The organism is Streptomyces flavovariabilis (genome assembly GCF_000725785.1).
Lineage (GTDB): Bacteria > Actinomycetota > Actinomycetes > Streptomycetales > Streptomycetaceae > Streptomyces > Streptomyces hawaiiensis.
The window spans coordinates 24,763-38,635 of record NZ_JNXD01000036.1; the positions used below are offsets into that span (position 1 = coordinate 24,763).

15 protein-coding genes and 1 pseudogene are annotated in these 13,873 nt (G+C 67.9%); 5 read left to right on the forward strand and 11 right to left on the reverse strand.

Annotated features, from left to right (window positions below):
* Positions 1–67 precede the first annotated feature (67 nt).
* Positions 68–1,090: pseudogene (locus tag IO24_RS41415) on the reverse strand (FAD-dependent monooxygenase); the annotation flags it as partial.
* Between the two features lie 77 nt (positions 1,091–1,167).
* Positions 1,168–1,581 carry a MerR family transcriptional regulator gene (locus IO24_RS0137970; protein ID WP_031144103.1) on the reverse strand — a complete coding sequence of 138 codons (414 nt, stop codon included), beginning with the start codon at positions 1,579–1,581 and terminating at the stop codon, positions 1,168–1,170.
* A 405-nt stretch (positions 1,582–1,986) separates the two neighbouring features.
* On the opposite strand from IO24_RS0137970, the gene IO24_RS0137975 reads away from it, so the two are divergent.
* Both IO24_RS0137975 and IO24_RS46905 read left to right on the forward strand, forming a co-directional pair.
* Positions 1,987–3,489, forward strand: coding sequence for a SulP family inorganic anion transporter (locus IO24_RS0137975; protein WP_031144104.1), 1,503 nt, complete (start codon positions 1,987–1,989; stop codon positions 3,487–3,489).
* Positions 3,490–3,784: 295 nt separating this feature from the next.
* Positions 3,785–4,084 (forward strand): hypothetical protein, encoded by a 300-nt coding sequence (locus tag IO24_RS46905; protein WP_234335370.1) that lies wholly within the window; start codon positions 3,785–3,787, stop codon positions 4,082–4,084.
* A gap of 97 nt (positions 4,085–4,181) precedes the next feature.
* Here IO24_RS46905 and IO24_RS47750 read toward each other — a convergent pair whose 3' ends face one another.
* Both IO24_RS47750 and IO24_RS47755 read right to left on the reverse strand, forming a co-directional pair.
* Positions 4,182–4,478 (reverse strand): P-loop NTPase family protein, encoded by a 297-nt coding sequence (locus tag IO24_RS47750; protein WP_420823248.1) that lies wholly within the window; start codon positions 4,476–4,478, stop codon positions 4,182–4,184.
* On the reverse strand, positions 4,454–4,900 hold the full coding sequence (locus tag IO24_RS47755; protein ID WP_157851333.1) for an ATP-binding cassette domain-containing protein: 447 nt from the start codon (positions 4,898–4,900) through the stop codon (positions 4,454–4,456). The genes IO24_RS47750 and IO24_RS47755 overlap by 25 nt, the downstream gene beginning before the upstream one ends.
* An 80-nt stretch (positions 4,901–4,980) precedes the next feature.
* Between IO24_RS47755 and IO24_RS0137990 the strand changes: the two genes are divergently transcribed.
* Positions 4,981–5,319: a hypothetical protein gene (locus IO24_RS0137990; protein ID WP_031144105.1), complete on the forward strand. Its 339-nt coding sequence runs from the start codon at positions 4,981–4,983 to the stop codon at positions 5,317–5,319.
* 69 nt (positions 5,320–5,388) lie between these two features.
* Here IO24_RS0137990 and IO24_RS0137995 read toward each other — a convergent pair whose 3' ends face one another.
* From IO24_RS0137995 to IO24_RS0138005, 3 genes are all read right to left on the reverse strand, one after another.
* Positions 5,389–5,811 carry a hypothetical protein gene (locus tag IO24_RS0137995; RefSeq protein WP_031144107.1) on the reverse strand — a complete coding sequence of 141 codons (423 nt, stop codon included), beginning with the start codon at positions 5,809–5,811 and terminating at the stop codon, positions 5,389–5,391.
* A gap of 146 nt (positions 5,812–5,957) precedes the next feature.
* Entirely contained in the window at positions 5,958–7,544 is a 1,587-nt protein-coding gene (locus IO24_RS0138000) for a DUF4246 domain-containing protein (protein ID WP_476718223.1), read from the reverse strand.
* Between the two features lie 78 nt (positions 7,545–7,622).
* Complete coding sequence (locus IO24_RS0138005) at positions 7,623–8,246, reverse strand: hypothetical protein (RefSeq protein ID WP_045297186.1); 624 nt, start codon at positions 8,244–8,246, stop codon at positions 7,623–7,625.
* A gap of 289 nt (positions 8,247–8,535) precedes the next feature.
* Here IO24_RS0138005 and IO24_RS0138010 point away from each other — a divergent pair, with 289 nt between their 5' ends.
* Positions 8,536–9,075, forward strand: coding sequence for a GNAT family N-acetyltransferase (locus IO24_RS0138010; RefSeq protein WP_031144113.1), 540 nt, complete (start codon positions 8,536–8,538; stop codon positions 9,073–9,075).
* 81 nt (positions 9,076–9,156) lie between these two features.
* On the opposite strand, the gene IO24_RS0138015 is transcribed toward IO24_RS0138010, so the two are convergent.
* The 4 genes from IO24_RS0138015 to IO24_RS0138030 are packed head-to-tail and all read right to left on the reverse strand — an operon-like array spanning position 9,157 to position 12,806.
* Positions 9,157–10,203 carry a UbiA family prenyltransferase gene (locus IO24_RS0138015; protein WP_031144115.1) on the reverse strand — a complete coding sequence of 349 codons (1,047 nt, stop codon included), beginning with the start codon at positions 10,201–10,203 and terminating at the stop codon, positions 9,157–9,159.
* Positions 10,200–10,862, reverse strand: coding sequence for a hypothetical protein (locus IO24_RS44860; protein WP_031144117.1), 663 nt, complete (start codon positions 10,860–10,862; stop codon positions 10,200–10,202). Before IO24_RS44860 ends, IO24_RS0138015 begins: the two co-directional genes overlap by 4 nt.
* A complete protein-coding gene (locus tag IO24_RS0138025) occupies positions 10,846–11,778 on the reverse strand; it encodes a hypothetical protein (protein WP_031144119.1) in 933 nt (310 codons plus the stop codon). The genes IO24_RS44860 and IO24_RS0138025 overlap by 17 nt, the downstream gene beginning before the upstream one ends.
* On the reverse strand, positions 11,778–12,806 hold the full coding sequence (locus IO24_RS0138030; protein ID WP_031144121.1) for a UbiA family prenyltransferase: 1,029 nt from the start codon (positions 12,804–12,806) through the stop codon (positions 11,778–11,780). The genes IO24_RS0138025 and IO24_RS0138030 overlap by 1 nt, the downstream gene beginning before the upstream one ends.
* A 485-nt stretch (positions 12,807–13,291) precedes the next feature.
* Between IO24_RS0138030 and IO24_RS42315 the strand changes: the two genes are divergently transcribed.
* On the forward strand, positions 13,292–13,780 hold the full coding sequence (locus tag IO24_RS42315) for a methyltransferase domain-containing protein (protein ID WP_157851334.1): 489 nt from the start codon (positions 13,292–13,294) through the stop codon (positions 13,778–13,780).
* The last annotated feature ends 93 nt before the right edge of the window (positions 13,781–13,873 follow it).

Consider the following 13,873-nt stretch of genomic DNA (forward strand, 5'->3'; position numbering starts at 1 on the left):
GGCCGGCTGCAAGCATCCCTGCCCGCGCGCACGTTCTGCCGGGCTCTCCCGAACATCGGGGACCAAATCAGTGGGCGGGCTTGCCGAACCAGCGGGAGAGGTGGTCGTCCAGGTCCTGCCGATCGTCGCCGATCCATGCGACGTGGCCGTCGGGGCGCAGCGGGACGCAGGGAACATCCAGTGCCGCAGTGGGGTCCGCGAGGTGATCGACGCGGTCTGACCGCCGCCGACGGTCAGGCGTTCGGTACGGTCCACCAGCAGGCCGCGGCCGCGGTGCAGCAGACCGTAAAGGTGGCCCTGTGTCACGTCGATGTCGGGCAGGCGGCGGCCAGCAGGTCGGGGCCTTCGCCGAAGTCGTAGCGGATGCCGATCGCGGTGATCTTCTCTATGAGACAGCGGTTCACCTCGTCGAAGTCCATGAGTTCGGTGAGCAGCCTGCGCACGGCCTGCGGTCCCGGTTCGGTGAGTGCAGTTCCATCTGGGCGCGGGTGTTGTCCAGCACGTCCTCGGCGACCGGATGACGTTCGGCCTCGTAGGTGTCCAGCAGTGTCTCCGGCGCCCAGTCGCGGATCTGTGCGGCCAGTTTCCAGCCGAGGTTGAACGCGTCCTGAACGCCCAGATTGAGGCCCTGCCCGCCGGTGGGTGGATGGATGTGTGCCGCATCGCCGGCCAGCAGCACCCGCCCGACCCGGTAGCGTTCGGCCAGCCGGGTGGCATCCCCGAAGCGGGACAACCAGCGCGGGGAGTGCACGCCGAAATCGGTGCCGGCGATAGTGCGCAGCCGTTGCTTGAAATCCTCGAGCGTGGGCGGTTCCGCGCGGTCACCGACTCCCGCGGCGGGGACTACCACGCTATACACCCCTTCGCCGAAGGGCCTGAGCCACAATCGCTTGCCGGACTCGCCGATTTCGGTCACCTTGGCGGCGATCTCCGCCTGCGCCACGCCCACTTCCATCTCGCCCAGCAGCGTCTCGGTCCGCGAGGGCTCGCCGGGGAAGCCGACGCCGAGCAGTTTGCGCACCGTACTGCGACCGCCGTCACAGCCGACGAGGTAGCGCGAACGCAGCTGTTCGCCGTCGGCCAGCTCAACGCGTTCGACGTGATCATTGCCGGGTGCGGGCCGACCCGTCCAGCTCTCGGCTCGCCGCTCGCCGCTCGCAGTGCAGGTCAGGCGCGGGCAGCCCGGTCTGTCCGCTCCAGGCGGGTGCCCAGAGTGGCGGCGAAATCCTCAGCTCGGGCCAGCTGGATCCGGAGCTTGTCGACCTGCTCGGTGGCGGCCTGCTCGTAGACGCGGACTCGAGCCAGCAGCGCCTCGTGCTCGACGGGGTCAAGGTCGCCATCGGCGTCCAGGCGATCGGTGGCGTCCAGGAGGTCGCGCATCTGCTCCAGGGTGAAGCCGAGCGGTTTCATGCGGCGGACGACCATGAGCCGGGCGACGTCGGTCTCGGTGTAGAGGCGGAAGCCGCCCTGGGAGCGTGCGGAGGGGATGACCAGGCCGGTCTCCTCGTAGTGCCGGATGGTTCGCAGAGACAGCTCCGTCCGCGCGGCGACCTCACCGATCTGCATGTGTTTGTCATCCACGCCCGTGGTCCTGGCCCTTCCCGTCGTGGTGGGCCGCGTCCCGCAACCTCACCAGTCTCTACTCTAACGTTAGGGTAGAGTTGCCGTGGTGAGGGCGGCTCGACTGCCCTGCTACTTGCCGTTCCGGGACCGATGGCGCCCCCGGTGAAGATCCGATTCTTGCAGGAGAGAGCGTGCGCGAGCCCATGACGCCGATCGCCGCCGCCTGCCCGCCGTGACGCCTCGCCGCCAGGTGTGAGCTCCCCGGCCGCGCTCTCGCGTCAGGCCCCTTCCTCCGCCTTGCCTTTCGAACTCCGACCCGCCCTGCGGGTCGTCCGCGGGGTGCCGGCCTGGCCCCTGCGCTTCCTTCCCGCACGTCCCGGGCTGCTGGTGGGGTGTGCCTGAGCACGACAGGTATCCGTCTCCTTGTCTTCTGACGCAGTGACTGCTGCCGCGCACCTGCGCGGCCTACGCCCCGACTGGCTGGGCAACCCGAAGGTCTGGCGTACCGAGATCCTGGCCGGCCTGGTCGTTGCCCTGGCCCTGATTCCCGAGGCGATCTCGTTCTCGATCATCGCCGGGGTGGACCCGGCGGTCGGCCTGTTCGCCTCGTTCACCATGGCCGTGGTCATCTCGATCGTCGGCGGCCGCCGTGCGATGATCTCCGCCGCGACCGGCGCCGTCGCGCTCGTCATCGCCCCGCTGAACCGCGAGTACGGCATGGGCTACCTGGTCGCCGCCGTCATCCTGGCGGGGATCATCCAGGTGGCGCTCGGCGCGCTGGGGGTGGCGAAGCTGATGCGGTTCGTACCGCGCTCGGTGATGGTGGGCTTCGTCAACTCCCTGGCGATTCTGATCTTCATGGCCCAGGTGCCCGAGATGCACGGCGTGCCGTGGGCGGTGTACCCGCTGATCATCGGCGGCCTGGTGCTGATGGTGTTCTTCCCGAAGGTCACCAAGGTGATCCCGGCCCCGCTGGTATCCATCGTCATCCTCACCGTCATCACCGTCGCGGCCGGGATCGCCGTGCCCACCGTCGGCGACAGGGGCGCCCTGCCGTCCTCGTTGCCGGTGCCGGGTCTGCCCGACGTGCCGTTCACGACGGACACCCTCACGACGATCGCCCCTTACGCGTTCGCGATGGCGCTGGTCGGCCTGATGGAGTCGCTGATGACCGCGAAGCTGGTCGACGACATCACCGACACCCACTCCTCCAAGACCCGCGAGTCCATCGGCCAGGGCATCGCCAACATCGTCACCGGCTTCTTCGGCGGCATGGGCGGCTGCGCGATGATCGGCCAGACGATGATCAACGTGAAGGTCTCCGGCGCCCGAACCCGCGTCTCCACGTTCCTCGCCGGTGCCTTCCTGATGGTGCTGTGCATCGTCTTCGGTCCGGTCGTCTCCGACATCCCGATGGCGGCGCTGGTCGCCGTCATGGTCATGGTGGCGTTCGCGACCTTCGACTGGCACTCCGTCGCCCCCAAGACACTTCGGCGGATGCCCGCCGGAGAGATCGCCGTCATGGCCATCACCGTGCTCGTGGTGGTCGCCACCCACAACCTCGCCATCGGCGTTGTCGTCGGCTCTGTGACCGCAATGGTCATCTTCGCCAGGCGGGTCGCCCACCTGGCCAACGTCACCGCCGTCACCGACGCCGACGGCACCACCGTGGTGTACTCCGTGACCGGTGAGTTGTTCTTCGCCTCCTCCAACGACCTCGTCGGCCAGTTCGACTACTCCGGTGACCCCGACAGGGTCGTCATCGACCTGTCCGCCGCCCACATCTGGGACGCCTCCTCGGTCGCCGCCCTCGATGCCATCGAGACCAAGTACACCCAGCGCGGCAAGGCGGTGGAGATCATCGGCCTGAACAACCCCAGCGCCGACCTTCACGGCAAACTCACCGGCGAACTCACCAGCCACTGACCCCCAGCCACCGTCGGCGGCAGCGGTCCGGGGTGCGGATTCCCTGTCACCACCGTGCAGGATCTGATCGAGGCGATGGAGAAGACAGAGATGGCCGACCTTGATTTCTACGCCCACGTCGCCACCCATGGCGATGTGCTGAGCGTGGGCATCGGCGCGCAGCCCGCCGAGTGGGAGACCAAGCTCGGCGTCGACTGCCTCGACACCGGGGACGGGGGCCTGCTGCGCCGGGACTACGGGCTCCTGGAGCTGTCGTTCCAGGAGGAGGGCGGCGCCTGGCCCTGCTTCGGGGTGAGTGTGCAGGTGCACCGTCTGCGGTGGGACACCGAGTCGTCCGTACCGGCGGCCCTGCGCAGCGCGTACGGCGAGTTCGCTGCCTCCCGGCGCTTCGAGGCTGGCAGCCGCGATCGCCGGGCTCGGCTGCTCGGTCGAGCCCGAACCGGACGAGGACGGCACGGCCGGGGACATCCACCGCTACCGGGTGCCCGAGTCCGGCGTGAGGGTCTTCGTCCGCTCGGACGAGGAGGCCCAGGGGCAGGCGGGTGCGGTCTGGAGCCTCAGCGTGTCTCCCGCGTGGTGGCACGAGGCGGGCTGACAGGGCCTTCGGGGCGGGGGTCGGTGGGGATCCTGGGTGGGACGCAGCAGGCGTCGGCCTCCCGCTCCCCGCCCGTGGTCGTCGACGGCTGCGTCCGTCAATGGGCATTGCCTGCATGTGCGCTGCCTGCGACGACTGCGGCGTAGCCGCCCGCTGCTTGCAGAGCCTGCGGGGATCCGAGGAAGGCCTTGCGGGAGGTACAGAGGACGAGCACGCTGTCGTAGCAGGCGTGCACGTCTTCCATAAGGTGGCTGGCCAGGACCACGGTCGTGGTGGCGCTCAACTGCCGGAGCAGGGCGTGGAAGCGGTCTCGCTCGGCGGGATCGAGGCCCGTGGTGGGTTCGTCGAGCAGAAGCAACTCAGGGCTGTTCACCAGGGCTTGGGCGATCCCCACCCGGCGTTGCATTCCGCCGGAGGGGGTCGGTACTTGGCGTCCATCCGTGTGGTCAGGCCGACTTGGTCCACGGCGCGTTCCACCGCGTCGAGCGCGCCACGGTTCGGCATGTCCTTGAGCCAGGCGGCGTAGCTGACGCACTCCCGTACCGTGAAGCCCCGGAACATGCCGAATGTCTGAGGTAGGTAGCCGAGTCGGCGGCGGATCTCGAGGCGTTCGGCGGGACGCCGCGGATCACGCCCCAGCAGCTTCAGCTTGCCCTCCACCGCTGCTGCTGCCGTGGCCAGGACGCGCAACAGGGAGCTTTTTCCGGCTCCGTTGGGGCCGAGCAGAGCGTGGACACCGTGCCCGAAGTCCAGATCGAGGCTGTCCACAGCGGTGGTGCGGCGGTGCCGGACGGTCAATCGGGTGGCGCTGATCACCAGGACCTCAGATCGTGCGCCTGGGTTGCGAGTCGGTGACAGTCCGTTCGGAAGGGTGGATTCCGGTCGATCCTTAAGCCATGCCCGAACGTACCGACAAGCAGCCTTCCGACGGACAGGGTGTTGTCACCGAAGGTTGTCTGCTGCTTTTCGTACTGGTGGCGGACGTGGCGGCGGGGATGTTGGTCTTCATCCTGCTCGCCGCCCGGGGACTGGGCCGGATGGACGCCGGACCCGGACAGACAGCGACCAGCGTGCCGCCCCTGGACTGGGTGCCAGTGCAGGCCTTCGGCGCTCTTACCCTGGCGGTCGGCGTAACGGCCGTCGTGCTGCTGCGCATCGGGCACCAGGTCATCGGGACGGTGCAGCTGACGTTCTGCGTACTCCTGGCAGTCCACACGCTGACGTCCTGGCCCTGACTTAGAAGCAGTCGCGGTGGCCAGCGATCGGAGGGTCTTGGACTCCGTCGGTCAAACGGGCCACAACGGTCACTGCGGTACGGCCTCGTCTTCCTCGCCGCGGTCGCAGCCCGCTCGGTTGGCGCGGATCTGATGCGTGCCGAGGCTCGTCAGGTAAGTGTCCTTCAGGGCCTCGAGATCGGACATCGATTTCGCCACTGTGGCTCCGAGTAATCCACCCAGCCCCAGGCACGTGCTTACCAAGGCGTACCAGGCGAGCCACCTTGCGGGGCCGCGCCCATCGATGGCCGCCCAGAGGAAGATCAGAACCAACGCGGAGCCCATCAGCAGGGATCCGAACAGCCAGAGCAGCAGAGCGGTGACGCCGAGTGTGGCGCCGTTCCTCGTCTCAGGGCTGAGGACCTTCTCCGTGCCGGGCAGCGGGATGCCGGACTCGGCTGCGGCGAGCTGCGCGTCGGCCATGCCCTGGGCCCGTTTCACGGAGAGATCCATCTCAAGGAACCCGAGGGTGAGTCATCGAAGGCCTCCCTCAGCGATACCGCGGGACCCGTCACTTGGCACGAGGGCAGCGCTCCTGAGCACAGGTGATCGGCTCTCTTCCCATCGGCAGTCCGGTTCGGTGACCTGTCGTCATGGGGTCAGTGCTCGCAGAGCGAGAACTCCCGTTCGTAGAGCTGCTCGTTGTGTTCGTCGACGAAGAACTTGCGTTCCTGCATGAGCTGTTCGCGGTACCTCACAGCCTGTTCAAGCGTCATGGTCGAAGTGTCGGACCACGGTTGTTGCGGTGGTACATCGGATGTCGAAACGATGGCCTCCGATGGGTCGACCAGGAAGAACGCGAGGATTTTGCGGTGTCCCGGGCGGGTGGGGTCCGTGAGGCGGAATGAGTCGACCCGGTGCTGCAGGACGTTCGGGAAGGCAAGGCAGCGGCCCGCCGGGGTCGATGCCGACCCCAGCATCTGGTTCAGCGCGTCTTCGTCCTCCAGGCCGTAGACCTCACGCAGCCCGTTGTCGTCGTTCTGTTCGTAGTGCGGGTCGTCGAGTGCCGCCCGGAAACTGAGCCGGCTTTCGGTGATGTTCTCGCTGTCCCAGTAGTAGATGCCGGTGGAGACGATCCGCTCGTTCAGCATTCCCTCGACATGCCAGGACCCGCCCGGATACTCGGGCTTGCCGGGGGTGAGGTGAATGGTGGCGAGCTTGACGATGACCTGCAGACGGTGGCCGCGCAGGTCGACCCGGGCGGATTCGGCGGGCCGTTCGGGCGGGGTGAAGGCCGGGGCGTCCGGGATGACAGGGCGGCGGTTTTCCCACCAGTCGTCCTGGGCCACTTCCCAGGCGCGGAGGGCTTCCCTGTAGGCCTCGTCATCACTGTAGGAGGATTTGTCTGGATACTCTGGCTCCGAGTCGTACCAGCCGTAGGGATCGGCCTCGATCCGCAAGGGCCGCGGATGGCGCAGATCGGTGAGCACGTTCTCCAGCAGCGGGCGCATGCGCGCGAACAAGTCCGGCAGGACGGAGGCCAGTTCGCGATGAGTCTCCGGGTGGACGTTGTTGACGTAGGAGCGGAAGGCGACATCGCCGTCGTCACTGACGTCGACGTCCGTGGGCAACCACTGGAACCTCTCCGAGAATTCGTACTTCGAGTAGCGGTCCGTCGGGTTCCGCCAAGCCCGCTCGGGCGCGCCGCTCACCTCTCTCACCAGGCAGAACAGGGAGGGGTGAACCAGATCCAATACCTGGCCGTCGGATCCGGGATGCCAGTCCTTCTCTGCCTCGGGAACCTGTTCCAGAACCTCAACCGCCTTGCGCAGTCGCGACCTGAGCGTGTCGTCGACGAGTGTGTCCGACTGCCACACCCCGTCGACGGCGGACACCTCGATGCCGGTTCGCCCATCCCGCAGCGCGGCGTAATGCACCAGTTCGGCAAGCACGTAGGCAACTTGCGCTTCGGTGAGGCCCTGGGCGACCGCTTCTTGCGTCCACCTCGCGACGATCTCGGGATCGTTCATCTTGTCGACCCACCCCGGCTTCGCCCGAATGTGTGCGCTGCACTGCATCATCTGGAGTTCCCGCAGCGTTCGGGGCGTCGCGAACGATATGGAACGGGAAGTGTGAAAGGGCAAGGGGAAAGCAGACAAGCGGGTCAATTCTTTGATCCTCCCAGTCGGTGCGTGGTGGCGGGAAGAATACTTCAGCGGACTGACACCGCAGCCGTGCCCTGTCATCGCCGGCCCGGGGAGCCAGGGCTTCGATGCAGTCGCCTGATGTCCGGCTCGCGCTCACCTGGTAACGGCGCCTGTGGATCACAGGAGCTGGGCCAACGGCGAGTCGCGGCCCCGGCGGCGGCGGACATGGCCACGCCAACCGGCCAGCAACGCCATCAAGGTCCACGTCACCGTGCCGCCGACCAGACCGCTCAGCCGACCCGCGGCATCGACATCGTCCGCTTGCTCCATCGGGACCGCGCTCTCGGGATCACGGATGATGTCGAGCCGGTCACCTACCTTCGGCGCCCCTAGCCCACCGTTGAACTGCAGCTTCTCCGGCAGTGTCCTTCCGTCCGCGCCCCGGAGGGTAAAGCGATGGTTGTCACTCGATGTGCCGGCCGCGGTGTCCGCCACGATCACGACGGTCTCGCGCACACCGCGCTGCTCCAGGGCGGCCTCGGGCGCGTACTGGACCGACCCGACAAGGATGAACAACGCAGGCACCGCGGACAGTACGGTCAGCCAGAAGGCTCGGTGGAGCAGGGCCATCATCACGGCAAAGGTGAGACACAGGAGTACCCCGACACTGATGGGGACCGCCTCATAGCCCAAGGCCAGGTACGCGACGCAGGTGGTGGCTGCCGCGGACGCCCACCCGAACACCACCAGCCCGACCGTTCGCCGCGCCGACGTCCACGGGCTGACGGCCAGCCCTCCCATCCTGCTCAGCGGAGTGATCCTGCTGCTGCGTATCCCTGACATCCCCGCTCCTCGTCATGCCGGCGGCTGTTGCTCCGCCGCAGTCCGGCACGTTACAGGCCGTCAGTCCGCTGAACGCACGTCGGTCACCTGGTCGTCCAGGGTTCGTCCAGCGCTGCGACCGCGCAGGTTCGCCGGGTTGGTGCTCGCTTCAGTTCACCCTGCGCGTGATCCGTGCTTCTGGGGGCGGTGCCGCCCGAAAGAAAAAAGGAGATTGCCTCGGAGCCAGAGCTCACGTTGGCTGGGCAGCATGGCTGAACTGCGTACCGATCGCCTTGTCCTGCGCCGATGGCGTGACTCCGACCTCGAACCGTGGGCGGCGATGAATGCCGACCCCGAGGTTCGAAGGCATTTGGGTGACCTGCTTACCCGCGAACGGAGCGATGCCTCCGTGGCGCAGTTCCAGATCGAGTTCGACCAGCGCGGCTACGGGTGGTGGGCAGTTGAGGTGGAGGCCACGGGCGAGTTCATCGGCTTCGCAGGCTTGGACGAAGTGGACGACGGTATGCCGTTCACAGGAGTGGAGATCGGCTGGCGGCTCGCCCGCTCGGCCTGGGGCCAGGGCTACGCCACCGAGGCTGCGCTGGCAGTCCTGGCCCACGGCTTCGACAGTCTTGAGTTTCCTGAGATCCTCGCTGTCACCACAGCCACCAACCTGCGTTCGCAGGCGGTGATGCGCCGGATCGGCATGACCCGGCACCCGGCCGACGACTTCGACGATGCCACCGAGCCCGAAGGGCCACTGCGTCCGAAAGTGCTGTACCGCATCGCCCGTAGTGCGAGGATCTGACTTTCTCGCAGTTCATCCCTCGGCGCAGGGCAGCCTCACCGCACACGCAGGCAGGGTCCTCGAAGGAGCGGACCGATGTCCTCAGTGTGGCGACGTGGTGCGGGCGAGGAGCCGCCGGCCGAGGCCGGCCGCGAGCGTGGCACCCGTCACCGCTCCTGTGACCAGGGCGACTTGAGCGGGGTGGGGCGCCATGGCCGCCGTCGCGCACAGCACCGCGACGAACGGGCCGGCAAGGAACACCACGCTGCGACCGCCGGCCGAGACGACGCGCCCTGCTGTGTGGCGTGCCAGGGGCACGGTGCCCGCGAGGAGAGCCGTGAGAGCGGCCAGGAGAAGCGGAAGCCGGGCCGACGCGGTGATCAGTGACGTCAGGCACAGAGCCCCTGTCATCGCGTAGCCGGTTGTCGTCGCCAGTCGGAACGCGGTGGACGTGTCGATACCGTGCGGTCCGGGCCGCAGGCCCAGCACGATCGCCGTCGTGCGGAGCCCGGCGCGCCGGTCTGTGTCCAGGTCCTTGATGTCTCCCCCGGCCACGTCGAATGCGGTGACCACCAGCGCCAGAGCTGCCGTCGCCGCCACATGCCCGATGCCAGGCTCGGGGGTGAACGCCAGCAGCGGCGCGGCGACGCTGACCCCCCACAGCAGGTCGGACACCGGTGTGGGGACACGGGAGCGCTTCTGCCGCGTGTTGCCCCAGACCGTGAGTCCGAGCGAGATCCACAGGAGGGAAGGATGCTCGCTGGGCAGGATGAGCACCGCGAGCGCGAAGAGTGCGCCCAGGAGCACCGACAGGACGACAGCGTGCCGCACCGGTACGCGCCCCGAGGTGAGGGGCCGGTTCGCTCGCCGAGGGTCGTGCGCGTCCAGTTCCCTGTCGGCGATGTCGTTGCTGGCACAACTGAGACCGTGCAGGGCCAGACCGGCTCCGAACCAGGCGTACGCCGTCGTCGATGAGCCGGCGGGCGAGACGGCGCAGCCCAGCAGGAAGGGCGCCGACAGCAAGGGCAGGCATTCCAGCCGCACCAGGCCTGTGTAGTCCCAGAGGCGCTGGGCGACCTCTGTGCGGGCGGCGCCGGAGACATCCCTGACCGGTACGGTGCTGCCGTGCGGGCGCCCGGTATCCGTCACGGTGTCTCTCGCACACCGGGCGCCGTCTCGGTCTCCGCGCCGTCCAGTACGTCCAGGGCGTGCTGAAGCAGGTCCCGGCTCCGCTCGGGTCCGGCCGCGGACAGTACGGAGGCGGGGATCGGCTCGCCTCGGGCGACCCGGACCGTGCTGAACGGCCGCGGCACCGACTGGCCCTGGAACGCCCATGCCCGGTCCGCGCGGATGCGCAAGGGGGCGACCGCCCTGCCGGTGTCCCCGGCCAGCGCCGCGAGTGACGCCCTCACCCTGCCGTCCCGGCGGCCTCCGTCCGTGAAGATTCCCACCGGTCCCGTGCGCTCCCGGAGGAAGTCACGGACCTGCTCGTAGGGAGTGCGGTGCCCTCCACGGCCGATGCGGAAGACGTCCACTCCCGAGGTCAGAGCGGGCAGTGCGGCCGCGTATCCGCCGACGGTGTTGTCGTTCACCCAGGCGAAATGGCGGAATCCGCGAGCGGCGAAGACCCCGGGCACGAGATCGGAATGCGGCATGTAGTAGAGCACCGGATCTGCCGGCATGACCGTTCGCGGCACCCGCACGGTGGGACGGAAGAGACCGATGCAGAGGGTGTAGTAGACACCGTAGGTGTGCCCGACCACCCTGGTGCGGACCGGGGGCTTCACGCGGTCACCCCAGAGGAGCATGAGCGCCTGATCCCTTCTCCGCTCGGTCGAGCTGTCCTGTGGCCCGCTCGGCCCACGTCTCGACCAGGCCCAGGACGACACCGGCGTCGGTCCGTGAAAGAGCGGCGTGCGCCCGCTCCAGGCAGCGCAGTGCGAGCCGCAGCACCACTGCCGCTCCGCCGCTCAGATACAGCGCGTCGAGGAGGTCGTCCGCGGTGTGTGCGGCGAAGGGCGAGAGAGTGGGGTCGACGCTGCCCAGGGCGTTGATGCCCAAGGAGACGGGGAAGGTGACGTTGCGGTGCTTCCAGTCCTCCCTCAGGTCCTGCAGGTCGTCGAGCAACTGAAGTCCGGAGCACAGGTCCGTGACGGCCTGGGGCAGGACAGCGAGGTGGTGGGACCGTCCGCAGCGCGCCGCCACGACGACCAGAGCCAGGATTCCCGGAGCGGCTTTCTCTCCCAGGCGGAACACGTCCTCGGGACCGTAGCGGTCTCCCGGCCGCTCATTGTGCGCGATGTCCCGCAGCAGTGCCTCGGCGTAGGCGGCCGCACCGGCGGCGTGGGACAGCAGGAAACGCTCGGTTCCGGCCCCCAGCCGTGCCCCGCGCGTCAGATACAGGGCGAGCGCGGCGTCCATGAGCACCGCTTGTCTGGGGGAAAGCCCTCCCCGGTCGACGAGTTGGTCGTGCAGGACGTAGTACAGGTGCCCGAGGCCGAAGACGGTGGCGACCTCCTCCAGCCAGGCTCCGTCCTTCTCTCCCCACTGCATGGCCTGGGCGAGTGGCATGTAGAAGAAGCCGGAATCGAGGCCGAACACCTTACGGGGAAGTTCTCGGACCGTCGTGTCGAGCGCAGGCACGGCGTGCGTGATCTCGTGGCGAATGCAGGCGACGACGGTTTCCCAGGGCACGGCGGAACGCGCCTCGTTCAGGGACGGCATCAGGCGATCTTCTCCTGCTCACGGGTAGGGAGGGTCACCAGGCCACGGGTCAGCACAAGCCACACGGCGGTGAGGACGGCGACGACGGCGGTCGCGACGGGTGCCCAGAGGAAGCACGCCACCATCAACGAGAAGAAGTTCAAGCCGAGATAGCGCTCACGGCCGTTCGGGTCCACGGCCCGTGCCTGTCGCACCAGCGTCCACAGCGTATGGCCGGCCATGCACTGCAGGGCGAGCAGTACGGCCGACGCCACCGCGCGGTGCCCTCCCGGAGACGGTGCGGTCAGGACCAGACCGAGGAGGGAGACGACGGAGCCGAGCAGCAGCATGCAGAGCAGCAGAAGGTAGGAGGGCGTCGGTATCACCCGCCCGGAATCGGTTAGCCGAACCCCCAGCCGGAGAGCCGTCGTGTCGTCTCCCACCGCCCGGTCGTGCTCGAGGTCCTTCAGATTTCCGGCAACGACATTGAGGAGAACCATATGGATGCCGAAGGCCACGGCGACCAACCATGCGGGCGTGAGATCGCTCGAGCTCGTCATGGCACAGCACAGGACAGCAGGCCCGCCCATGTTCACGCCGAACAGCAGGTCCATGACCAAGGGATGGGCGACTCTGCGTTTCTGATAGATGTTGGAGGCAGTGACGGACGCGAATAAGGCGGTCATGCCGATGGTGAAACGCCACCCGGATTCTCCGACGGCCGCGGCGTATATCGTCAGCATGACGGCGAGAGCCAGCTGAACGACCAGTGCGATACGTGCTCCGTGAATACTGATGCCACCACTGACCAGAATGCTCGACTGTCGCGCCGGGTTCCGCCGGTCGGACTCCAGATCGGCAAGGTCGTTGACCGTGCATCCATAGGTGTGGCCGAGCACCCCGAGGGCCGAGACGGCGATCAGCAGAGCCGGGGAGACGTCTCCCCCCGCGGCCACCAAGGGGCCGAGGGGGTAGACGAATGCCGCCGCGCTCGCGGCGTGAATCCTGGTCAGCCGGCTGTATCGCCGGAGACCGGAATCCCGTCTCACCAAGTGACGCCCTCGTCGGCGCGCGGTTCGAGAAGCCGCCGGCGTTCTCGTGTGCTCTCCGCCGGCTCCGCGGTACGCCAGTCCTGTCTGATCGAACCCACGAGCTCTTCGAATTCGCGATCTTGACTTGTTGTCGAACGCCCTCGTTGCACACCCGCCCCCTTGATCAGTCATGCAAAGTTCCTACAGTGTGACTGTGTGGACGGCGAACTGTCCATACGTTCCGAGTAGTTCGCTTACCTGAAGATCGGAAATGCACAAAGATGCAAGACAGTCATCGAGAAGATCTCGATCGTTCACGGCAGACGATCAGAACCGGGCGCGGAACCGCGAAATTCTACGCATGCGTGTTCGGCTCGGAAGTACTGAACCGAGAAGGCCTGGTTCTCGACATCGGCGCCGGCGACTCGCCTTTCGGGCGCGACCGACGTGATGTCGTCCGGGTCGATCCCGCGTACGCGGAGGAGCCACCGACGGGAGCGAGGGTGGTCGCCGCACTGGGGCAGGCCCTGCCCTTCAGCGACCACACCTTCTCCGTCGTCCTGGGCAGCTTCGTCGCCCAGCATGTACGGGACGTCGAGGGACTGCTGTCCGAGTTGCTGAGAGTGGTACGACCGGACGGCGTGCTCGCGCTGCATCCGGTCTGGCGACCCACCGCAGGGCGGCGCGCCCAGCGCGAACTCGGCGGTCACGCACAGCTGTTGTCCTCCACTCAGGCCGTCGAGGCAGGCTCCGAGGACGGCGCCGGCACGCGACGGGTGCGCTGGAAGACGCTGCCGACCCTGGTCGTCCGCCGGCCGCTCCACGGGGCGCCGGGGGACCTCGGCCGGATCGCGGAGACGATCGCCCGGAGCCGCGCACTCGTCCCCCCTGCCGTCGTCGCCGTACCGGCGCGCTGGGGCATGCGGGCCCTGGTCCGCGCACGGGGAACGACACGGCTCACCCTGCCCGGCAACCGGAGCTCGCGTGCTTAGACGTTGTTTCACTTGGTGAGTCGGCGGTAGCTGATGAGGGCTGCGGCGATGCCGACGAAGGCCAGGAAGTGTTCGGCCTTTCGCTCGTAGCGG